18 protein-coding genes are annotated in these 21,246 nt (G+C 65.8%); 11 read left to right on the top strand and 7 right to left on the bottom strand.

Annotated elements, in window-relative coordinates; all coding sequences use genetic code 11:
- Positions 1 to 10: 10 nt before the first annotated feature.
- Positions 11 to 1,294, bottom strand: coding sequence for a citrate synthase (locus IEW49_RS05765; RefSeq protein ID WP_188641785.1), 1,284 nt, complete (start codon positions 1,292 to 1,294; stop codon positions 11 to 13).
- A gap of 31 nt (positions 1,295 to 1,325) precedes the next feature.
- On the bottom strand, positions 1,326 to 2,732 hold the full coding sequence (gene gltX / locus IEW49_RS05760; RefSeq protein WP_188641784.1) for a glutamate--tRNA ligase: 1,407 nt from the start codon (positions 2,730 to 2,732) through the stop codon (positions 1,326 to 1,328).
- A gap of 28 nt (positions 2,733 to 2,760) precedes the next feature.
- Here gltX and IEW49_RS05755 point away from each other — a divergent pair, with 28 nt between their 5' ends.
- Complete coding sequence (locus tag IEW49_RS05755; protein ID WP_229658096.1) at positions 2,761 to 4,944, top strand: ComEC/Rec2 family competence protein; 2,184 nt, start codon at positions 2,761 to 2,763, stop codon at positions 4,942 to 4,944.
- On the opposite strand, the gene IEW49_RS05750 is transcribed toward IEW49_RS05755, so the two are convergent.
- Complete coding sequence (locus IEW49_RS05750) at positions 4,945 to 6,108, bottom strand: PrnB family protein (protein ID WP_188641783.1); 1,164 nt, start codon at positions 6,106 to 6,108, stop codon at positions 4,945 to 4,947.
- A gap of 175 nt (positions 6,109 to 6,283) precedes the next feature.
- Here IEW49_RS05750 and IEW49_RS05745 point away from each other — a divergent pair, with 175 nt between their 5' ends.
- A complete protein-coding gene (locus tag IEW49_RS05745) occupies positions 6,284 to 6,586 on the top strand; it encodes a YMGG-like glycine zipper-containing protein (protein ID WP_188641782.1) in 303 nt (100 codons plus the stop codon).
- A gap of 10 nt (positions 6,587 to 6,596) precedes the next feature.
- On the opposite strand, the gene IEW49_RS05740 is transcribed toward IEW49_RS05745, so the two are convergent.
- From IEW49_RS05740 to IEW49_RS05730, 3 genes are read right to left on the bottom strand one after another with little or no spacing between them, the layout of a single operon-like run.
- Positions 6,597 to 7,241, bottom strand: a complete 645-nt coding sequence (locus tag IEW49_RS05740) for a glycosyl-4,4'-diaponeurosporenoate acyltransferase CrtO family protein (RefSeq protein ID WP_188641781.1) — start codon at positions 7,239 to 7,241, stop codon at positions 6,597 to 6,599.
- Positions 7,231 to 7,701: a vgr related protein gene (locus IEW49_RS05735; RefSeq protein ID WP_188643106.1), complete on the bottom strand. Its 471-nt coding sequence runs from the start codon at positions 7,699 to 7,701 to the stop codon at positions 7,231 to 7,233. The genes IEW49_RS05740 and IEW49_RS05735 overlap by 11 nt, the downstream gene beginning before the upstream one ends.
- Before the next feature lie 29 nt (positions 7,702 to 7,730).
- A complete protein-coding gene (locus IEW49_RS05730) occupies positions 7,731 to 8,210 on the bottom strand; it encodes a copper chaperone PCu(A)C (RefSeq protein WP_188641780.1) in 480 nt (159 codons plus the stop codon).
- A 187-nt stretch (positions 8,211 to 8,397) separates the two neighbouring features.
- On the opposite strand from IEW49_RS05730, the gene dnaK reads away from it, so the two are divergent.
- Together dnaK and dnaJ are read left to right on the top strand one after the other, a co-directional pair.
- Positions 8,398 to 10,335 carry a molecular chaperone DnaK gene (gene dnaK, locus IEW49_RS05725; RefSeq protein ID WP_188641779.1) on the top strand — a complete coding sequence of 646 codons (1,938 nt, stop codon included), beginning with the start codon at positions 8,398 to 8,400 and terminating at the stop codon, positions 10,333 to 10,335.
- Positions 10,336 to 10,409: 74 nt separating this feature from the next.
- Positions 10,410 to 11,543: a molecular chaperone DnaJ gene (dnaJ, locus tag IEW49_RS05720; protein WP_188641778.1), complete on the top strand. Its 1,134-nt coding sequence runs from the start codon at positions 10,410 to 10,412 to the stop codon at positions 11,541 to 11,543.
- On the opposite strand, the gene IEW49_RS05715 is transcribed toward dnaJ, so the two are convergent.
- The gene (locus tag IEW49_RS05715; protein ID WP_188641777.1) at positions 11,540 to 13,852 is read right to left on the bottom strand and encodes a patatin-like protein; all 2,313 of its coding nucleotides are present in this window, start codon (positions 13,850 to 13,852) and stop codon (positions 11,540 to 11,542) included. The genes dnaJ and IEW49_RS05715 overlap by 4 nt on opposite strands.
- A gap of 79 nt (positions 13,853 to 13,931) precedes the next feature.
- Here IEW49_RS05715 and radA point away from each other — a divergent pair, with 79 nt between their 5' ends.
- The 7 genes from radA to IEW49_RS05680 all read left to right on the top strand — a co-directional run bounded on the left by radA (position 13,932) and on the right by IEW49_RS05680 (position 21,212).
- On the top strand, positions 13,932 to 15,302 hold the full coding sequence (radA, locus tag IEW49_RS05710; RefSeq protein WP_188641776.1) for a DNA repair protein RadA: 1,371 nt from the start codon (positions 13,932 to 13,934) through the stop codon (positions 15,300 to 15,302).
- Between the two features lie 11 nt (positions 15,303 to 15,313).
- Positions 15,314 to 15,865, top strand: coding sequence for a CvpA family protein (locus IEW49_RS05705; RefSeq protein ID WP_188641775.1), 552 nt, complete (start codon positions 15,314 to 15,316; stop codon positions 15,863 to 15,865).
- Position 15,866: 1 nt separating this feature from the next.
- Entirely contained in the window at positions 15,867 to 16,304 is a 438-nt protein-coding gene (locus IEW49_RS05700) for an iron-sulfur cluster assembly scaffold protein (RefSeq protein ID WP_188641774.1), read from the top strand.
- A 33-nt stretch (positions 16,305 to 16,337) separates the two neighbouring features.
- Positions 16,338 to 17,966 (top strand): MFS transporter, encoded by a 1,629-nt coding sequence (locus IEW49_RS05695; RefSeq protein WP_188641773.1) that lies wholly within the window; start codon positions 16,338 to 16,340, stop codon positions 17,964 to 17,966.
- A complete protein-coding gene (gene alr, locus IEW49_RS05690; RefSeq protein ID WP_188641772.1) occupies positions 17,959 to 19,002 on the top strand; it encodes an alanine racemase in 1,044 nt (347 codons plus the stop codon). Before IEW49_RS05695 ends, alr begins: the two co-directional genes overlap by 8 nt.
- Before the next feature lie 70 nt (positions 19,003 to 19,072).
- Positions 19,073 to 19,621 carry a polyhydroxyalkanoate synthesis repressor PhaR gene (gene phaR / locus IEW49_RS05685; protein WP_188641771.1) on the top strand — a complete coding sequence of 183 codons (549 nt, stop codon included), beginning with the start codon at positions 19,073 to 19,075 and terminating at the stop codon, positions 19,619 to 19,621.
- A 46-nt stretch (positions 19,622 to 19,667) separates the two neighbouring features.
- Positions 19,668 to 21,212, top strand: coding sequence for an aminoacyl--tRNA ligase-related protein (locus IEW49_RS05680; RefSeq protein ID WP_188641770.1), 1,545 nt, complete (start codon positions 19,668 to 19,670; stop codon positions 21,210 to 21,212).
- Positions 21,213 to 21,246 lie beyond the last annotated feature (34 nt).

Here is a 21,246-nt window from a genome sequence, read left to right as displayed (position 1 = left end):
CGGCCTCCGATCAGCGCTTGTCGATCGAGACGTAGTCGCGCTGGGTCGGACCGGTATAGAGCTGGCGCGGACGGCCGATCTTCTGGCCGGGATCCGAGATCATCTCGTTCCATTGCGCGACCCAGCCGACAGTGCGGGCGAGCGCAAACAGCGCGGTGAACATCGTCGTCGGGAAACCGATCGCCGACAGGATGATTCCCGAATAGAAGTCGACGTTCGGGAACAGCTTCTTTTCCTTGAAGTAATCGTCGTTGAGCGCGATTTCCTCGAGCTGGAGCGCGGTCTCGAACACCGGGTCCTTGACGTCGAGCGCATCGAAAACCTCGCGGACGGTCTTCTGCATCACCGTCGCGCGCGGGTCGTAGTTCTTGTAGACGCGGTGGCCGAAGCCCATCAGGCGGAACGGATCGTTCTTGTCCTTGGCGCGCTCGATATAGTGTGGGATCTTGTCGGGGGTGCCGATCTCGTGGAGCATGTTGAGGGCGGCTTCGTTCGCGCCGCCATGCGCCGGGCCCCACAGGCAGGCGATACCCGCCGCGGTGCAGGCGAACGGGTTCGCGCCCGACGAACCGGCGAGGCGCACGGTCGAGGTCGATGCGTTCTGTTCGTGGTCGGCATGGAGGATGAAAATCCGGTCCATCGCCTTTTCTACCGCCGGGATCACTTCGTATTCCTCGGCCGGGACGCCGAATGTCATGCGCAGGAAGTTGCCAGTGTAGCTGAGGTCGTTCTGCGGCTGCAGGAACGGCTGCCCGACCGCGTACTTGTACGCCATCGCCGCGATCGTTGGCATCTTCGCGATCAGCCGATGGCTGGCGATCTTGCGCTGTTCGGGATCGGAAATATCGGTGCTGTCGTGGTAGAACGCCGACAGCGCGCCGACCACGCCGCACATGATCGCCATCGGGTGCGCGTCGCGGCGGAAGCCCTGGTAGAACTGGCGCAGCTGGTCGTGGACCATGGTGTGGCGCGTGATCGTGTAGATGAACTCGTCGAGCTCGGACTGGTCGGGCAGTTCCTTGTTGAGCAGGAGATAGGCCACTTCCATGAACGAGGAATGCTCGGCCAGCTGCCCGATCGGGTAGCCGCGGTGCAGCAGCACGCCTTCCTCGCCGTCGATGAAGGTGAGCCCGCTCTCACAGCTCGCGGTCGAGGTGAAACCGGGATCGTAGGTAAACTGCCCGGTCTGGGCATAGAGCTTGCGGATATCGACCACGTCGGGTCCGCAGGTCCCGGAAAGTTTGGGAAATTCGTAGGTGTTGCCGCCGGTTTCGAGTTTGGCCTGGTCGCTCACGCGCGATCCTCCGTCTTTGATGGTATAATGTTCAAACCGCCTGGTCGGCGATCCGTGCCAGACTTTCCTCTCTGCCGAGAAGCACCAGCACGTCAAAAATTCCGGGAGACTGGGTCGTCCCTGTCAACGCGGCCCTGAGCGGCTGCGCCAGCTTGCCGAGCCCGACTTCGAGCTCTTCGGCGAGCGCCTTCGTGCTGGCCTCCAACGCCTCCAAAGTCCAGTCCTTTTCGGAAGAAAGCCGCTCATGCACGAGCGCGAGGCGCTGGCGACCTTCCTCGTCGAGCAGGATCGCGGCCTTCTCGTCGACATCGAGCGGGCGCTTTCGGGTGAGGAACGCCGCGCCGGTCGCCAGCTCGTCCAGATTGCGCGCGCGGAGCTTGAGCACCGGCATCGCCAGTTCGAGCAATTCGTGCGCCGGAGGCTGTTCCATCCGCGCCGCCACGAGCTTGGCCAGCCGCGCATCGTCGGCCTCGCGAATATGATGCCCGTTCAGGTTGAGAAGCTTCTTGAGGTCGAAGCGCGAGGGGCTCTTGCCCACATGGTCGAGATCGAACAATTCGATCGCCTCCTGCTTCGTGAACTCCTCCTGGTCGCCATGGCCCCAGCCGAGCCGCAGCAGGTAGTTGAACAGCGCTTCGGGCAGGATTCCGTGTTCGTCGCGATAGGCTTCAGCACCGAGCGCGCCGTGGCGCTTGGACAGCTTGGCACCGTCCGAGCCGTGGATCAGCGGGACGTGGGCATAGGTCGGTTTCGGCCAGCCCATCGCGTCGTAGATCGGCAACTGGCGGAAGGCGTTGTTGAGGTGGTCGTCGCCGCGGATGACGTGGGTCACGCCCATGTCGTGATCGTCGACCACCACCGCGAGCATGTACGTCGGCGTACCGTCGGCGCGCAGGATGATGTAATCGTCGATCTCGGCGTTCCGGACCTTGACCGTGCCCTGGACCTCGTCCTCGATCACCGTCTCGCCCTCGGTCGGGGTCTTGAGCCGGATCGTATAGGGCTGGCCTTCCTGTTCGGGGCCGGGCTCGCGATCGCGCCAGCGCCCGTCATAGCGCATCGGCTGCTTGTTGGCGCGCTGCTCGGCGCGCATCGCCTCGAGTTCTTCGGAGGTGGCGAAGCACTTGTAGGCATGGCCGCTTTCGAGCAGCTGGTGCGCGACCTCGGCATGGCGCTCGGCGCGTTGCGACTGGAACACCGGTTCGTCATCGAAGTCGAGCCCGAGCCAGTCGAGCCCGTCGAGGATCGCGTCGATCGCTTCCTGCGTCGAACGCTTCTTGTCGGTATCCTCGATCCGCAGCAGCACCTTGCCGCCGTGGTGGCGCGCGAAGAGCCAGTTAAACAGTGCGGTGCGTGCCCCGCCAATGTGAAGAAACCCGGTGGGCGAGGGCGCGAAGCGGGTCACCACGGGCGCGGACGCATTCGTCTCGCTTGCCATTCGAAAAACCTTCCTGTCCTATGCGGCCGTGGGGCAAGGGGAAGCGCCAGCAGGGCCGTTCGACGCCGACGACGAGGCCGACGCTGCGATGCAGCAAAGCCAATGGCGAAAGCGTGCGCGCTTGTCCAGCGGGGCCGCGTGGCTGGACCGCAGGATCGAGGGGGCGGGATTCGATCGTGCGCCGTGGCTCGCCGTGGGTCTCGGGGCAGGGATCGCGGCGTGGTTCGTGCTACCCGCTGCGGCCTGGTGGGTCGGCTGGTTGGGGGCCTGCGCGCTGGTCGTCGTCGCGGCTTGGTCGAACACCCTGCTCGCCGAGCGCTTTCCCTACCTGCGGATGACTTTGCTGGCGCTCCCGCTCGCGCTGATGCTGGGCTGTGCGCTGGTGTGGGCGAAGTCCGAGCTGGTGGGGGCCGAACCGATCGAGCGCCCGATGGTCGAGCGGGTGACGGGGGAGATCATCGCGCGGGAAGAACAGCCCGCGCGCGACCGGGTGCGGCTCACCTTGGCCACGCGCCTCGGTGACGAAGGTCGGGCGATGGCGGTGCGGGTCAACCTCCCGCTCGATCTCGACCGGCGGGAATTCGTCGAGGGTGCCCAAATCCGGCTGCGCGCGCGGTTGATGCCGCCCGCCCCGCCGATGCTGCCCGGGAGCTACAATTTCGCGCGCGCCGCTTGGTTCGACGGCTTGTCCGCCACCGGATCGGTGATCGGCGAACCCGAGCTCGTCGAAGCGACCAGGGGCGAGGGGCCGATCGCTTCCGCCCAACGCCGTCTCGCCGCACATGTCCGCGCAAACCTGGGCGGGTCGCCCGGCGCAATCGCCGCGGCCTTTGCCAGCGGGGACCGCGGTGCGATCGCCGAAGCCGACGACGACGCGATGCGCGATGCGGGCCTCACCCACTTGCTCTCGATCAGCGGGGTGCACGTCAGCGCGGTGGTGGCCGCGGCGTGGTTCATCGCTATCAAGCTGCTCGCGCTGTCGCCCTGGCTCGCTTTGCGGGTGCGCCTGCCGGTGGTGGCGGCGGGAATCGCCGCGGGCGCGGGGATCGCTTACACGCTGCTGACCGGGGCGGAAGTCCCGACCGTACGCAGCTGCGCGGCGGCCTTGCTGGTGCTGATCGCCTTGGCACTGGGCCGCGAACCGCTCTCGATGCGGATGCTCGCCGTGGCGGCGGGTGGGGTGATGCTGCTATGGCCCGAGGCGGTAATCGGCCCGAGCTTCCAGATGAGTTTCGCCGCGGTGATGTCGATTATCGCGCTGTCGGAAACGCAATTCGTCCGCCGTTTCATGGGCCCGCGTGAGGAGGGCGCCCCGCACCGGATCGGACGCTGGCTCGCCATGCTGCTGCTGACGGGCATTGTGATCGAGGTCGCGCTGATGCCGATCGCGCTCTACCACTTCAATCGCTCGGGGCTCTACGGCGCGCTCGCGAACGTGATCGCAATCCCGCTCACGACCTTCGTCACCATGCCGTTGATCGCGCTCGCCCTGCTCGCCGACCTGGTCGGCCTCGGCGCGCCGCTGTGGTGGCTGACCGGCAAGTCGCTCGACCTGCTGCTCGCCATCGCCCATTTCACCGCCGAACGACCTGGCGCGGTCAAGCTTTTGCCGACGATGGAGCGCTGGCATTTCGCGCTGTTCATCGCTGGCGGTCTCTGGCTGGCACTGTGGCACGGACGCGCGCGACTGCTCGGCCTGGTACCAGTCGCCTTCGGCGTGCTCGCGCTCGCCACGCTGAGGCCGCCCGACCTGCTCATAACGGACGATGGTCGCCATATCGCACTGGTCGATGCCGATGGCAGCGGCGCGGCGCTGTTGCGCGACACGCAATCCGACTATGTCCGCGACAATCTCGCCGAACAGGCCGGGCTCGACAGCAATCTACGGGTCTTGGCCGACAGCCCCGAGGCTTCGTGCAACCGCGACTTCTGCACGGCGGTGATGGAGCGCGGTGGCCGGGATTGGCACCTCTTGCTTTCGCTGGGTCGCGACAATGTGCCCGAACGCGATCTGGCCGCCGCCTGCGGCGCTGCCGATATCGTGATTTCGGACCGCTGGCTGCCGCGTTCCTGCCGTCCGCGCTGGCTCAAGGCGGACCGCCGCTATCTCGAGGACAGCGGCGGTCTCGCGATCGACCTGTCGCGCCGGCGGATCACCAGCGTCGGTTCGCGCGAAGGCGAACATGGCTGGTGGCGCGCCGGACGCGATTGATCAGACGGTCTGCGCGCGGTTCTCGTCGCGGTGCTTCTTCAGATATTTCATGAAGGGCGTGCCGCCGGTGCCGACATCGGGATCGTTGCCCGCGATGCTGCCCGCCTGCTTGTTGATGTAGCTCGCCGCATATTCGAGATGCCGCGTGCGGAACCGCGCCGACTGTTCGAGACAGGCGTTGAACGCCTCTTTGAGCGCCTTGTCGTCCGAACCCGCGACGAATTCGCGCAGGGTCGACTTCTTGGCAAGATCTTCGACGAAGCGCCGGTGTTCGACCGGGCGATAATGGTGGAGCTCGTCGAGGAAGCTCTTGAGCGGGTCGTCCGAATGGCCGACCTGGAACAGCGCATCCATAGCCGGGACGATCGAGGACTGGCTCCCGGTCTGCCCGCGGAACGCCTGCGGCTTCCCTTCGTAGCGCTCCATGCCTTCGTAGACGAGGCCGCCGCCCTCGAGCGCCGGATTGTTGGCCCAGCCATGGATGTAAGGCCGCACGCGATGGAAGTAGACGTAGGGATCGCAGCGCTCGGTCATGCGTCCGAAGTGACCGTAGATCCGCTCCCACGCGGCGTCCATTTCGCGCAGCAGGCGGGTCGCCTCGGTGGTGTCGCCTTCGCGCGCCACGCTGACCAGCTTGGCCGCATTGTCGAGCAGCACGCCCGCTTCGGCCTCGATCGCGACGTGGACCAGCACGAACCAGTTCTCGTCGACGCCACCGAGGAAGTTCTGGTGCATGGCGATATTGTCGAGCGTGATTGGGCCGTCCTTGTCGAGCCGGTACCAGTTGTCGAGCACATAGGCCGAATAGGGCAGCAGCGGCGCCTGGCCGAGCCGGTCGGCGAGCGCGCACATCGGGCACGACAGGTTGGCGGGCAGGTGGGCCGGGGGATCGTCCTCGCCCCAGACATAGGCCTGCACGAGGAAGGAGTAGTGCACCATCGCGGTGCGGACCTCTTCTTCAGGTGCGTTTTCGGCCCATTCGCCGATCTCGGGATCGGGCAGCGCATCGAGAAAATGGCGCACCCGACCGGTGGTCAGCAGTGCGGACAGATTGCCCGCCGCCTCGACGATCGGGGCGAATTGCTCGGGAAGCGAGATTTCGTCGATCTCGTAATGCGAAAGATAGCCGCGCTCGCGGCTCAAACCGTAGTCTTCAAGCTCCATGATGTCAGATGTCCGCCGGGCGCGGGTTGGGCCGCCCGGACCCCACAATCGCTATCAAATGATGATGCGGCGCTCAAGCGCGGGGTCTGTGGATTCCCCTACGGAAAGGACAGTTCCGGAACTCTCGGGCATGCCCGCCGTAGAACTTGCAACAGGGAGACAACGGAGAAAAAAGATGAAAACTCGGATGCTTGCCGCCCCGGCGCTCGCTCTTTCCACCCTCACGCTCGGGGCCTGCGCCCAGAATTACACGATCGAAGGCGCCGCCGTCGGCGCCGCGGCCGGCGCCGCGGTCGCTGCGATCACGGACGAGGATATCGCGACCTATGCCGCGGTGGGTGCCGCAGCCGGCGCGATCGCGGGTTATTTCACCGACAAGGACGACGATTGCGACGGCTTCTACGACGGCAATCGCAACGGCTATCTCGACGATGACTGCCGCTATACCGACGGCTACCGGCAGTACTGGCGCCGTTGATCAGGTCGAGTCATGATCCTGCGCTGACTTTCGATGCGAGGAATCCGGCCACAAGTTCCGGTTTCAGCCGGGCCAGCCGCGCGCGGGTATAGCGCTGCAGGAGCATCGGAAGAAGGTTGGCCAGAACGTTCCAGGCGAGAAGCGTGATCGCCCAGCCGGTCCAGTCGGCAGCCAGCGCACAGGCACCCGTCGCGACGCCGAACCACCATAACACATGGTGGGATTTCTCGGACGCCACCCCCGCCTGGAGGATGCCCTCGAGCCGGTCGGAAAAATCGTATTTGCGGTAGCTCGGGTCTTTCCTCCGTGCTGCCCGGGTGATCATGTCGCCGTCGGTGATGACCGATCGCAGGGCCTTCATCCCGAGACCTTCGTAGAAACGGCCCCGCATTTCGAACGCCCGTGGCCGGTAATAGGCACCCGGAAGCCACGTCGCCGCCGCCCCCAGGATCGTGCCGAGCGCAAGCCATAGCCACACGGTCGTGTCGGGTGCGGCAACATCATAGGGTCGCAGGGGCCCCAGGGCGCGGGACCAGAACAGCACGACGACGCCGACCCACGCGCCGACGACCGCAAACATCGCATTGTTGTATCGCTTGACGATCCGCTCGGCGGCGGCCCGCGAAGCCATCTGCGCGGCAGGATCAGCCTGCATCGGGAAAGCTCACCAGCAAGTCGTAGGCCTCGCGCGAGGCGACACCGGCGACCTTCGCGCCGTTGCGCAGCCAGAACGCGTGTTTGACGATCTCGGCCTGCTGTTCGATGCCGTATCTGTGCAGCGGCTGGCCGGGCTTGAGGGCGTAATCGTAGCGGCAGAACGGGTGGCGGTGGAGGATCAGGTACCAGTCGCCGCGCGCCTGGGTCTGCCAGACATGGGTCATCTCGTGGATGAAGAGGCCTTGGCGGAGCAGCGGCACGGACGAAAAATCGTCGCAATAAGCTTCGCCGAGGGGATGGAAATGCAGGTGGCCGCGCGGGGCCATGGTAACTTTCTTCGGCTGGAACGGCATGAACTTGCGCCGCCTTATCCGAACCTTGCCGTAATCGACCGCGCTGCCGAACACGCCTCGCGCCAGTTCGACCTCGCCCGGAGTCAGCGAGCGTTCGCCGCCGATAGGGCAGGCAGGGAGAGGGGCTGCCTCGTTCAGTTGCTCGCCTCTGCGACCGTTGTCACGCGCGCTTCGATGCTGGTCTTGTCGCCATCGGCGAAGATCAGCGTGATTTCGGTGCTATCGGCATCGAAATCGGGCGCAAGGCCGAACACCATTGCGTGCAGGCCGCCCTGTTCGAGCACGACCGATCCCGCGGCCGGGAGCGGGATCGCGTCCACCGCGGCCATCGCCATCGCGCCGCCTTCCATGCGACTTTCATGCAGTTCGACGCGCTCGGCACCCTCGACATAGATCGCCGCCAGTTCGGCCGCGCTCGCGCCGTCGTTGGCAACCGTCAGATAGAGCGCGCCGGGGCGACCCTCGACCAGCGGCAGCACGAGCCGCGCATCGCCGACCGAGATGCCTTCGCGGCCGTCGGGGCCTTCGATCGCGGACTGTTCCTGCGGGGGCTGCTCGGGCGCGCGGTCGCACGCGGCCAGCATGGCCAGCCCGATCACCAGGGAGGTGCCCAACAGCGTTTGTCGCATCGCATTCGTCCTTCGTCGAAACCGAGACGCGAACTAGCGTGGCGCATCCCTTGCGACAAGAAAAACCCCTCCTATATCGCGCCGGTCATTACACGAGCCGCCCATGCGGGCTTGCCGGTTTGCCGGGAGCTTCGAAGAGCGGCGTCCAACAACGAAACAGGTAGGGAAATCAATGAGCAAGGTTATCGGTATCGACCTCGGCACCACCAATAGCTGCGTCGCCGTGATGGACGGCGGCAAGCCCAAGGTGATCGAGAATTCCGAAGGTGCGCGCACCACGCCCTCGATCGTCGCGTTCACCAAGGACAATGAGCGCCTGATCGGCCAGCCGGCGAAGCGCCAGGCGGTCACCAATCCGGACAACACGCTGTTCGCGATCAAGCGCCTGATCGGTCGCCGGTTCGACGATCCTCTGACCAAGAAGGACATGGACCTCGTTCCCTACGACATCGTCAAGGGCAAGAATGGCGATGCCTGGGTCGAAGCGGGCGGCGAAGACTACTCCCCCAGCCAGGTTTCGGCCTTCATCCTCCAGAAGATGAAGGAAACCGCCGAGAGCTATCTCGGCGAGACCGTCACGCAGGCGGTCATCACCGTCCCGGCCTATTTCAACGATGCCCAGCGCCAGGCGACCAAGGATGCCGGCCAGATCGCGGGCCTCGAAGTGCTCCGCATCATCAACGAGCCGACCGCGGCCGCGCTCGCCTATGGCCTCGACAAGGAAGACGGCAAGACCATCGCGGTCTACGACCTTGGCGGCGGTACCTTCGACATTTCGATCCTCGAGATCGGCGACGGCGTGTTCGAAGTGAAGTCGACCAATGGCGACACCTTCCTCGGCGGTGAGGATTTCGACGCCGCGATCGTCGAATATCTCGCCGAGCAGTTCAAGAAGAAGGAAAACATGGACCTGAAGAGCGACAAGCTCGCTCTCCAGCGCCTCAAGGAAGCTGCGGAAAAGGCCAAGATCGAGCTGAGTTCGGCGCAGACCACCGAGGTCAACCTGCCCTTCATCACCGCGCGCATGGAAGGTGGCTCGTCCACCCCGCTGCACCTCGTCGAGACGATCAGCCGCTCGGACCTCGAGAAGATGGTCGGCGACCTGATCAAGCGCACGCTCGAGCCGTGCAAGAAGGCATTGAAGGATGCCGGGATCGACAAGTCCGGCGTCGACGAAGTCGTGCTCGTCGGCGGCATGACCCGCATGCCCAAGGTCCGCGAAGTGGTCGAGGAATTCTTCGGCAAGAAGCCGCATACCGGCGTGAACCCCGATGAAGTCGTCGCCATGGGCGCGGCGATCCAGGCCGGCGTGCTGCAGGGCGACGTCAAGGACGTGCTGCTGCTCGACGTGACCCCGCTTTCGCTCGGGATCGAGACGCTGGGCGGCATCATGACCAAGATGATCGACCGCAACACGACGATCCCGACCAAGAAGACCCAGACCTACTCGACCGCCGAGGACAACCAGAACGCGGTGACGATCCGGGTCTTCCAGGGCGAGCGCGAAATGGCGCAGGACAACAAGCTGCTGGGCCAGTTCGACTTGGTCGGCATCCCGCCCGCACCGCGCGGCGTGCCGCAGATCGAGGTCACTTTCGACATCGACGCCAACGGCATCGTCAACGTGTCCGCCAAGGACAAGGGCACGGGCAAGGAACAGCAGATCAAGATCCAGGCCTCGGGCGGCCTTTCGGACGACGACATCGAACAGATGGTCCAGGACGCCGAGAAGTTCGCCGACGACGACAAGAAGCGTCGCGAGCAGGCCGAGATCCGCAACCAGGCCGACAGCCTCGTCCACCAGGCCGAGAAGCAGCTCGAAGAGAACGGCGACAAGATCGACGCCGGCCTCAAGGGCGAGATCGAGACCGCGATCGCCGAGACCAAGACGGCGCTCGAGGGTGAGGACAGCGATGCGATCAAGCAGAAGACCGAGAAGCTTACCGAGCTGTCCATGAAGATGGGCCAGGCAATCTACCAGCAGCAGCAGGAAGCGGGTGCCGCCGATGCTGCCGAGGGTGGCGAAGCCGGTTCGGGCGATTCCTCTTCCGAAGACGAAGACGTCGTCGAAGCGGAATTCTCCGAAGTCGACGAAGACGAAAAGTCGTAAGTCGCACCATGGAAACCTGTCACGCCACCGATGCCCGGCGCATCGGTGGCGTCACGGTTTCGGGGACGGGATAAATGCCAGCCACCAGCACCGATTATTACGAGATGCTCGGCGTCGCGCGCAATGCCGACGGCGCGACGATCAAGAGCGCCTATCGCAAGCTCGCCATGCAGCACCACCCGGATCGCAATCCGGGCTGCACCGAGAGCGAGGGCAAATTCAAGGCGATCAGCGAGGCCTATGACTGCCTCAAGGACCCGCAGAAGCGGGCGGCCTACGACCAGTACGGACACGAACGCTACACCCAGGCCGCCTCGGGCGGCGGGGGCGGACGCGGCCATCCCGGCGGCGATTTCGCCGATCTCGGCGATATCTTCGAGACCATTTTCGGCGGTTTTGCCGGAGGCGGTGGCGGGCGCCAGCAGGCGCGCCGCGGTGCCGATTTGCGCTACAACATGGAAATCACGCTCGACGAGGCCTTCGACGGCGCCGAGCGGCAGATCACGATCGAAACCAGCCAGGTCTGCGAGACCTGCGATGGCGACGGCGCCGAGCCGGGCACCGGGATGCGCACCTGCAACCTCTGCAAGGGCGTCGGCCAGGTCCGCGCCCAGCAGGGCTTCTTCATGGTCGAGCGCACCTGCCCCAATTGCCATGGCCGCGGCCAGGTGATCGAAAAGCCGTGCAGCGACTGTCGCGGGGAGGGACGGATCGACGCGCCGCAGACGCTCGACGTCACGATTCCCCCGGGCGTAGATACCGGCACGCGAATTCGCCTGTCGGGCAAGGGTGAGGCGGGGCCGTTCGGATCGCCGCCGGGCGATCTCTACATCTTCCTGCGGATCAAGCCGCACAAGGTGTTCGAACGCGACGGTTCGAACCTCGTCACGGAGGTCCCGATCAGCTTCACCACCGCCGCGCTCGGCGGGTCGATCGACATTCCCAACCTCGACGGCGAAACGATCACGGTGGAGATCCCCGCCGGGATCCAGTCGGGCAAGCAGCTGCGCAAGCGCGGCGCCGGCATGCCGGTGCTGCAGGCGCGCGGTCGCGGCGACCTGATCGCCGAAATCGTGGTCGAGACGCCGACCAGGCTGTCGAAGGAACAGAAGGAAATCCTCGCCCGCTTCCGCGAAACCGAGACCGGCGACGAATGCCCGAAATCGAAGGGCTTCTTCGATCGCATCAAGGACGTGCTCGGGGCCTAGCCCATCCGCGCGTCGACTTCGGCGCGGACCCGCGCGATCAGGTCCGGATCGGCCTTGAGGCGGTCTTCTTCCTCGTCGAGCACGGCGTGGAACAGCCTGCGCTTGAAGGCGCGCATGGTCTTCGCGTCGAGCGGCTCGTCGAGCGTCGACACGACGATATCGAGCAGCCGCTCGCCCCCGTGCAGCCGTCCCCACAGGTAATCGTTCTCGCGATAATTGCGGCTGAAGAACGCCCCGAAATTGTAGAACTCGATCCCGCGCAGGGTCGCCAGCGTCCCGCCCTCGCGGATCGATAGCGCGTCGTCGGGACTGATCCGGTCGACCTTTACGGGATCGAATTCCGTCAGGCCTTCGCCGCGGAGGATCGGCAGCGTGACCGTGTCGAAGAACGGGAACCCGAGATAGGACAGCAGCATCCGCCGCCTGAGATCGGTCCCGACCTGCATCATGGCATCGGCCAGCAGGCGGTCGACGGCGAGATCGGTCCGCTTGAGGTCGCGACGCTGCCCGATCGCCTTGAGCACGGTGCCCGGGTGGCGGGTGAAATCCTTGGCGATCTCCGCGAAATCGGGCCCCAACGAAGAGGCCGGTTCGTGCTCGAGATAGAGCGACAGCGCCTCGAACACCGCGCTTCGGGCGCGTTCACGCTCGGTTTCGGGGATCGCCTCGTCGCCTTCCCAGTCGCGGGTGAGGCGGCGCGCGAGCAGGCGCAGGCGACGGATGCGGAATGCGAGGTCGTGGGTGCGGAAGAATTCGATCGCCTCCGCGCTGGCCGCGCCCTTGGCTCCGGAGATCTGCAGTCCCTTTTCGCGCCGGAGGTAATTGTGGAGTCGCACGTCGATCGCGGACACTTCGAGCCGCAGTTCGGGCGCGGCTTCGTGAATTGTCGCGGCCAGTCCCGCCACAATTCCGTTGAACTTGGCCTCGCCGTACCCCTGGAATGCGTAGCCCGCCTGCTTCGCCGCGGCGTCCTGCGCCTTTTGTCGCCACGCGGTCAGCCGCGGGACCGTCGGTTTGTCGAGGAACAGCGTGCGACCGAACAGTTTCTCGACCGTCGCGCTGACATCGGGGCGCAAGGCCTCGACCGTGTCGCGCAGGCGCTCGACGTCGCGCGAGTGTCCCGCCAGCTCGTCGAGGCTGTCTCGCACCGGCTGTTCGCGCGGAATCGTCGAGAGCGAACCGAAGATCACCGAGAAGAAACCCGGCGCGCTGTCGTCCTCGCGCAGCGCCCGGCCGACCCGGTCCGGGCGCGGGTCGATATAGACGATGCGGCGATCGACTTCGCGCTGCGCAGGTCGTTCCGACAACAGCGAAATGACATGTTCGAACGGCGCATTGTTGAGCACCGAGCCGTCGATCAGCGCGACGCGGCCGAGGTTTCCGGCCTCGGCATGCGCGGGCAGCAGGCTCTTGAGATAGGACTCGCGCCGCGGCCAGGCGATCGACCGCTCGGCGACGAGCTTGTCGATCTCGGCCAGCTGGAGCGCGGGGAAGGCCCCCGGAAAGCTGGCGGTCGCGCGTGCGGCAAGCACCAGTTCGGGACGCGCCGCGAGGTGCTCGCCGCCGAACGCGCGAAACTCGATCGCGAGCCGGTGCTCGCTTTCGACCACTTGTTTCGGGCTGTTGAGGTTGAGCGTCTCGAGATGACCCTTGAAATCGGTCGCGGTGACGAGCGCGTCGAGCGGGTGCTTGGGCGGCAGCAGACGCGGACCGCAGGCCTGCTGGGCCATGCTGACCAGCGCGTCGTCGATCAACCGGCTGAAATGGATCCCGCTGAAGGGTGGGGCGAACCAGCGCGAGCGGATCAGCCGCGAAAGCTTGCGCCGCACCTCGTTGCGGGTTTCGGGCGCGACGCTTTCGCTGACCACGTTGCCCGGGCGGTTGAGCAATGCGAGGATTACCGGCGAGGCGGCCGATTTCGCGAACCGGGTCCATTTGTGGGCATCGGGATCGAGCAGGCGATCGGTATCCGCCTCGGCCAGCCACATATCGGTAAGCGGTTCGAGCGAGCCGCCGGAATGCACCGCTTCGGCGAGGAACAACGCGTTGATCCCGCCCGCGCTGGCCCCGGCGAGGATATCGCTAAGCACCCGCAGGCGAAGCCCCTTCTCGGCCTCGATTCGTTCGAGGAGTTCGAGGTAAATCTTTGCTGTGGGGGACAAACCGAGCGATTTTTGCCCGCCCTCGCGATGGAACTGGCAGCTCGCCCGCACGAGGTGCCACACTTCCTTGGTGACCCCGTGCATGTAGACCGCGAGGCTGATGCCGCCATAGCAGACGAGCGCGATCCTGAGTTCCTTCTGCCGCATCCGCCCCTTGATGGCAGGGGCGGGGGAGTGGGGCAATAGCGGGCTTGCGTTCCACAAATGTTCCAACTATCGCACGGCCATGGCAAAGCCCAAGAAACGCTATGTGTGCCAGGCCTGCGGCAGCGTCGCGACGCGCTGGCAGGGCCAGTGCGGCGAATGCCAGGAATGGAATTCTCTCGTCGAGGACGCGCCAGCGACGGTGTTCTCGCAGAAACACGACCTGTCTTCCGGTGGGCGGCTGATCGCGCTCGAAGGGATGGAGGAAACCGGCGAGGCGCCCGAACGCATCGGTACGGGACTTGCCGAATTCGATCGCGCGCTCGGCGGCGGGCTGGTGGTCGGCAGCGCGATCCTGATGGGCGGCGATCCGGGGATCGGCAAGTCGACCCTGCTGCTGCAGGCGGCGGCCAATATCGCGAAATCAGGCCGCGGCGCGGTCTATATCTCGGGCGAGGAAGCCCCTGCGCAAGTCCGCATGCGCGCCCGCAGGCTCGGTGTGGCCGATGCGCCGGTGCGGCTCGCGAGCGCGACCAATGCGCGCGATATCCTGACCACGCTCGGGCAGGGCGAGCCGCCCGCGCTGATCGTGATCGATTCCATCCAGACGATGTTCTCCGACCAGATCGAGGGCGCGCCCGGCACCGTCAGCCAGGTGCGTGGCTGCGCTTTCGAGTTGATCCGCTTCGCCAAGGAATGCGGCAGCGCGCTGGTGCTGGTCGGGCATGTCACCAAGGACGGCAACATTGCCGGCCCGCGTGTGCTCGAACACATGGTCGACGTGGTGCTCGCCTTCGAGGGCGAGCGGTCGCACCAGTACCGCATCCTGCGCGGGCTCAAGAACCGCTTCGGACCCGTGGACGAGATCGGGGTGTTCGCGATGGGCGCCGAAGGCCTTGCCGAAATCGCCAATCCGTCCTCGCTGTTCCTGTCGGGGCGCGAGGAACCGGTGGCGGGAAGCGCGGTGTTCCCCGCGATCGAGGGCACGCGCCCGGTGCTGGTCGAGATCCAGGCCCTTGTGGTCCGTCTGCAAAGCGGGGCCACGCCGCGACGCGCGGTGGTCGGCTGGGACGGAGGGCGGCTCGCGATGCTGCTCGCCGTGCTCGAATCTCGCTGCGGGCTCAATTTCTCCTCCGCCGAGGTTTATCTCAACGTCGCGGGCGGCTATCGCCTCGCCGATCCGGCGGCCGATCTCGCGGTGGTCGCCGCGCTCGTCTCGGCGCTCGCCGATCGCCCGCTTGCCGCGCGCGCGACCTGGTTCGGCGAAGTGTCGCTTGCGGGGGAAATACGCCCGGTGGCGCATACCAGCATGCGGTTGCGCGAAGCGGCCAAGCTTGGTTTCGACCGCGCACACGGTCCTCCGGCCGATGAAGCCGCCACGATCAAGGGCGTAAGCTACGACGCGCTCGATTTGCTGCCCAAACTCGTTGACCGGATCATGGGCGGCGCGTAATTCTCGCCGCGATGACGGGTTTGGATATCGTTGTGTTGCTGATCGTGGGCCTTGGCGCGATCACAGGGTTCATGCGCGGTTTCGTGGAAGAAACGCTCGCGCTGTGCGCCTGGATCTGCGCGATCTTCGCGATCCGCTACCTCCACACACCGCTGACGACCGCGATCGCCCCCTATCTCGATTTCAACAACGGCGCCCCGGTGCTCGCCTTCGCGCTGCTGCTGCTGGTGCCCTACGCGGTGGTCAAGCTGATCGCCAACCAGTTCGGCAAGGCCTCGCGCGCCTCGGCACTGGGCCCGTTCGACCGGTTGCTCGGCTTCGGCTTCGGCACGGTCAAGGGGGTGGTGATCACGGTCTTCGCCTTCTCGGTGCTGGTGCTCGGCTACGACACGGTCTGGGGAATTGGCGGGCGTCCGGACTGGGTGACGCAGGCGCGCAGCTACACCTTCATCAATTCGGCCAGCCAGTCGCTTGTCGAGATGATCGCCGAGCGGCGACAGGCGCTGCAGGAGCGCCGCGAGAACGCCGCCGAGGAAGCTGCGGTCGACGCCGACGCGGACTGACATGGCCAGCGCCGCGCAACTCTACACCACCGAAATTCTCGGGCTGGCGGTCGCGCTGGCTGACTATCCGTTCGCGGGAAACACGTGGGATCGCTGCGGAGAAGCGCGCGCGCCGCTCTGCGGCAGCACGGTCGCGCTTGGCCTCGCGGTCGATGCGAACGGCGCCATCGAACAACTCGGCCTCCAGGTCCAGGCCTGCGCGATCGGCCAGGCAGCGGCGGCGATCTTCGCGCAGGATGCGCGCGGCACGGGCCTTGCCGCGATCGTCACGGCCCATGCGGCTATCTCCGATTGGCTCGCAGGCGAGGGCCCCTTGCCAGACTGGCCCGGCTTCGACTTGCTCGAGCCGGCGCGCGGCTATCCCGCTCGCCACGGCGCGATCATCCTGCCGTGGAAGGCCGCGATCCGGGCGCTTTCCCCCGACGATGTAGCGGGCTAGGAGCATCGCTCAACTTTCGGGAGGGGAAAACCGATGAGCGATGCGCTGCACGGGCGCGAGCCGACCAAGAAGGAGCTGCGGCTGGTGATCGCCGCCAGTTCGGCCGGCACGATCTTCGAATGGTACGATTTCTTCATCTACGGCACGCTTGCGGGCCTGATCGGGGCGGCATTCTTCCCGAGCGGCAACGAGACGCTCCAGATCCTGCTGGTCTGGGCCGGTTTCGCGGTCGGGTTCGGTTTCCGCCCGCTGGGCGCGATCCTGTTCGGTTTTCTCGGCGACAAACTAGGGCGCAAATACACTTTCCTCGTCACCGTCACGCTGATGGGCATCGCCACCGCCGGGGTCGGCCTGATCCCGAGCGCAGCGAGTATCGGGATCGCGGCACCGATCATCGTGATCGGCTTGCGCATCCTGCAAGGCCTCGCACTGGGCGGCGAATATGGCGGCGCGGCAATCTACGTCGCCGAGCATGCCCCGCCCGAAAAGCGCGGGTTCTATACCGGGTTCATCCAGGCGAGCGTGGTCGGCGGCTTCGTCCTCTCGATCATCGTGGTGATTGCCTGCCGTGCCCTGTTCAGCGAGGAGGCCTTCGCCGAATGGGGCTGGCGCGTACCCTTCCTGCTGTCGATCATCCTGCTCGGCATTTCGCTATGGATGCGGCTGAAATTGTCCGAGAGCCCGGTGTTCCAGGCGATGCGCGAGGCCGGCGAGACCGCTGGGAATCCCTTCGTCGAGAGTTTCACCTATCCCGGCAACAAGAAGCGCATCCTCGTCGCCTTCGGGGTCACCGGCGTGCTGACCACGATCTGGTACACGGCGTTCTTCTCGGGGCTTAGCTTCCTGCGCGGCCCGATGCGGCTCGACGAAAGCCTGGTCGAGTGGCTGCTGCTGATCGCCGGACTGATCGCGATGAGCTTCTATGTGATCGTGGGCCGGTGGTCGGACCGGGTCGGCCGCAAGAAGCCGATCGTGATTGGCGCGCTCGCGTCGCTTGCCCTGCTGTTCCCGATCTTCTGGAGCATGGGCAGTCTCGCCAATCCCGGGCTTGCGCAGGCGGCGCAAGAGACCCCGATCGTCGTCTCGGGCCGGCAATGCGACACCGATCCCTTTGCCGAACTGTTCGACCGCGAACAGAGCGATTGCGGCAAGGTGCTTGAAACGCTGACCGCCAGCGGCGTCGCCTATTCGGTGACGCAATCCGAAGACCTCGCGGTAACCGCGGGCGGGACTGCGATCCCGCTCGAGGCTGGTTGGTTCGACGACGCTGGCGCGCGACGCGACGGGTTGCAGGCGGCATTGACCGAGCGCGGCTTCGATTTCGACCGCCAGAACCCGCCGCTCGCCAATATCCTCGGCATCCTCGGCCTGCTGCTCGTGCTCGGCGTGCTCTCGGCATTGACCTACGGCTCGGTTGCCGCACTGCTGACCGAGATGTTCCCGACCAAGATCCGTTACAGCTCGATGTCGATCCCCTACCATTTCGGGGCCGGTTATCTCGGAGGATTCCTCCCGTTGATCGCGGGCATCATCGTCGCGCGCACGGGCGACGTCTATGCCGGACTGTGGTACACGATCGTCGTGGTCGCCGCAGGCCTCGGCATCGTCCTGTGGGGCGTCGACGGCGGCCCACCGAAGGACTTCGAAGACACGCATGGCTGACCTGCCCCCGCCGACGCTGCGGCTGACCGTCGATCGGGCGGCGCTGGCCACGAACTGGCGCGCGCTCGACCGGATGAGCGGTGCGGCGCGGGCAGGGGCGGCGGTCAAGGCTGACGGATACGGGCTGGGTGCACGGCTCGTCGCGGAAACGCTGTGGGAGGCGGGCTGCCGCGATTTTTTCGTCGCGCACTGGTCCGAAGTGCCCGATCTTCTGGAGGTTGTGCCACCCGAGGCTATCGCGGTGCTGCACGGACCGATCAATGCCGAGGAAGCGGCCTACGCGCGTGCGGTGGGGGCTCGACCGATCCTCAACTCGATCCACCAGGCGAGGTTGTGGAACGCGGCGGGGGGAGGGCCATGCCACCTGATGCTCGACACCGGGATGAACCGGCTCGGTCTGCCGCTCGCCGAACTCGACGCTCCGGAGGTCGCCGCGCTCGATATCCACGTGTTGATGTCGCATCTCCATTCGGCCGACGAGGACGGCGAGGCCAACGAGCGCCAGCGGACCGCCTTCGACGCGGCGCGCACCAGGATCGCCCACCGCGAAGCGAGCCTTTCGAACAGTGCCGGGATCGCACTCGGTGATGGCTATCACTACGACCTGACCCGTCCCGGCCTGTCGCTCTATGGCGGTGTCCCTCGACCCGAGCTCGCCGACGTAATCCGCCAGGTCGCCCGGATCGACGCCGCGATCATGCAGACGCGCGAGCTGCAGGCGGGCGAGACGGTGGGTTACAACGCGACCTTCACCGCGCCGCACGCGATGCGGATCGGTACGGTCGCGCTCGGATATGCCGACGGTTACCTGCGCTGCTGGTCGGGCAAGGGCGCGATGCGCAACGGCGACGCCCGATTGCCGGTGCTGGGGCGTGTCTCGATGGACATGACCGCGATCGACCTGACCCACGCCCCCGACCTCGCCGAGGGCGACTGGGTCCGCGCCGAATACGACCTGCCCGAGGCTGCACGGGTCAGCGGCCTGTCGCAATACGAGTTGCTGACCGCGCTCGGTTCGCGCTTTCTCCGCGCGTAAGGGCACTAATATTGCGCTGCACTAAGCAGTGCTGCTAGTGCGAAATCTCATTCCTATTCCGGAGAGCCAGATGGCCGCGCGCCCCAGAGATCCCGACGAACCGATCATCATCAAGAAATACGCGAACCGGCGGCTCTACAACACCGACAGCTCGAGCTACATCACGCTCGAAACGCTGGCCCAGATGACCCGCGACAACCAGGAATTCCAGGTCGTCGACGCCAAGTCGGGCGACGACATCACCCACCAGGTGCTGACCCAGATCATCATGGATTCCGAATCGAGCGGCGAACAGCTGCTGCCGGTGTCGTTCCTGCGCCAGCTGATCTCGCTATACGGCAATTCGATGCAGGCGCTGGTCCCGTCCTATCTCGACGCCTCGATGAAGAGCTTCTGCGACAACCAGGAAAAACTGCGCGATTCCTTCGGCAAGGGCCTGTCGGAAAACCCCTTCGCCAAGATGGCGCAGCACAACATGAAGATGTTCGCCGATGGCTGGCGCGCGGTGCTCGCACCGGGACAGCAGGCCTCGCCGAAGGGCAAAGATAGCGACGACCTTGCAGAACTGCGCGCCCAGATGGCGGCGATGCAGGACAAGCTCGACAAGCTCGACAAGTAACAGACCCAGACCCGTCCGCCAGGGCGGGCGCTCCGAAGGAAGATTTGTGGCCAACATCCGCCATGCGCTGAATACGCGGCGCGCAGACGATTTCGCCGCCTGGTACCAGGAAGTCATCACCGCCGCCGACATGGCCGAGGAATCGGGCGTGCGCGGCTGCATGGTGATCAAGCCGTGGGGCTACGGCATCTGGGAGCGGATGCAGCGCCTGCTCGACGACCGGATCAAGGCGACCGGGCACGACAACGTCTATTTCCCGCTGTTCATCCCGCTCGGCAATTTCGAGCGCGAGGCCGCGCATGTCGACGGCTTCGCCAAGGAAATGGCGGTGGTCACCCACCATCGGCTGATCGCCGACGGGGCAGGGGGCCTCAAGCCCGACCCCGAGGCGAAGCTCGAGGAACCGCTTATCGTCCGTCCGACCTCGGAAACGATCTTCGGCGATGCGATGGCGCGCTGGATCCGGAGCTGGCGTGACCTGCCGCTGAAATTGAACCAGTGGGCCAATGTCGTGCGCTGGGAGATGCGCACCCGCATGTTCCTCCGCACCAGCGAATTCCTGTGGCAGGAAGGCCATACCGCGCATGAGAACGAGGCAGAGGCGCGCGAGCACACGATGCGCATGCTCGAGGTCTACCGCGCCTTCGCCGAGGAAGATCTCGGCCTGCCGGTGATCGCGGGCGAGAAGCCCGAGCACGAACGCTTCCCGGGCGCCGATGCGACCTATTCGATCGAGGCGATGATGCAGGACGGCAAGGCGCTCCAGGCCGGCACCTCGCACTATCTCGGCACCAGCTTCGCGCAAGCCGCGGGAATCAAGTACCAGGATCGCGAAGGCGGCGAGCAGTTCTGCCACACTACCAGCTGGGGCGTTTCGACCCGCATGGTCGGCGGGGTGATCATGACCCATGGCGACGATGACGGGCTTCGCGTGCCGCCGCAGGTCGCGCCGTGGCAGGTCGTGATCCTGCCGATGCTGCGTGACAATGACGGGGACGAGGCGGTGCTCGCCTATTGCCGCGACCTTGCCGCCAAGCTCGGTTCGCAAAGCGCGTTCGGTGAACCGCTGCGGGTCAATCTCGATACCCGCCCGGGCAAGGCCGCGCAGAAGCGTTGGGACTGGGTCCGCAAGGGTGCACCGTTGATCGTCGAGATCGGCGGGCGCGACGTCGAGAACGCCAAGATCAGCCTGCTGCGCCGCGATGCGCTGTGGAACACGGAGAACGGCAAGCCCGCCTTCCGCGATCCCTCGCCCGACGAGTTCGCCGCGAGCGCCGGTGCCGAGCTCGAAGCGATCCAGACCGCGCTGTTCGAGGAGGCGCGTGCGCGCCGCGACGACAACATCACGCGAGGACTGACCACGTTCGACGAGCTGCGCGCTTTTTACTCATCGAAGGACAAATATCCCGGATGGGTCGAAATGGCCTGGGCACGCCCCACCGGTGCGGCGCTCGACAAGGTGGTCGAACAGCTCAAGTCCCTGAAGCTCACCATGCGCAACGTGCCGCTGGGCGACGAAGGCGTATCGGGCACCTGCCCCTTCACCGGCGAACCCGCGGTCGAGCGGATCTATATCGGGCGCGCCTACTGAGCCCCTTGCGTCGCGGTCGCGGGCGCGCGAGAAG

This window comes from Pseudoblastomonas marina (assembly GCF_014641655.1).
GTDB classification, from domain to species: domain Bacteria; phylum Pseudomonadota; class Alphaproteobacteria; order Sphingomonadales; family Sphingomonadaceae; genus Alteriqipengyuania_A; species Alteriqipengyuania_A marina.
This window is presented reverse-complemented; position numbering and strand designations above follow the sequence as displayed.

What these genes read in the sequence shown, in the direction of transcription:
- gltX (WP_188641784.1), bottom strand. Translation starts at nt 2,732, where the DNA reads ATGGCAAGCGAGACGAATGCGTCCGCGCCCGTGGTGACCCGCTTCGCG.
- IEW49_RS05750 (WP_188641783.1), bottom strand. Translation starts at nt 6,108, where the DNA reads ATGGAGCTTGAAGACTACGGTTTGAGCCGCGAGCGCGGCTATCTTTCG.
- IEW49_RS05745 (WP_188641782.1), top strand. Translation starts at nt 6,284, where the DNA reads ATGAAAACTCGGATGCTTGCCGCCCCGGCGCTCGCTCTTTCCACCCTC.
- IEW49_RS05740 (WP_188641781.1), bottom strand. Translation starts at nt 7,241, where the DNA reads ATGCAGGCTGATCCTGCCGCGCAGATGGCTTCGCGGGCCGCCGCCGAG.
- dnaK (WP_188641779.1), top strand. Translation starts at nt 8,398, where the DNA reads ATGAGCAAGGTTATCGGTATCGACCTCGGCACCACCAATAGCTGCGTC.
- dnaJ (WP_188641778.1), top strand. Translation starts at nt 10,410, where the DNA reads ATGCCAGCCACCAGCACCGATTATTACGAGATGCTCGGCGTCGCGCGC.
- IEW49_RS05715 (WP_188641777.1), bottom strand. Translation starts at nt 13,852, where the DNA reads ATGCGGCAGAAGGAACTCAGGATCGCGCTCGTCTGCTATGGCGGCATC.
- radA (WP_188641776.1), top strand. Translation starts at nt 13,932, where the DNA reads ATGGCAAAGCCCAAGAAACGCTATGTGTGCCAGGCCTGCGGCAGCGTC.
- IEW49_RS05705 (WP_188641775.1), top strand. Translation starts at nt 15,314, where the DNA reads ATGACGGGTTTGGATATCGTTGTGTTGCTGATCGTGGGCCTTGGCGCG.
- IEW49_RS05700 (WP_188641774.1), top strand. Translation starts at nt 15,867, where the DNA reads ATGGCCAGCGCCGCGCAACTCTACACCACCGAAATTCTCGGGCTGGCG.
- IEW49_RS05695 (WP_188641773.1), top strand. Translation starts at nt 16,338, where the DNA reads ATGAGCGATGCGCTGCACGGGCGCGAGCCGACCAAGAAGGAGCTGCGG.
- alr (WP_188641772.1), top strand. Translation starts at nt 17,959, where the DNA reads ATGGCTGACCTGCCCCCGCCGACGCTGCGGCTGACCGTCGATCGGGCG.
- phaR (WP_188641771.1), top strand. Translation starts at nt 19,073, where the DNA reads ATGGCCGCGCGCCCCAGAGATCCCGACGAACCGATCATCATCAAGAAA.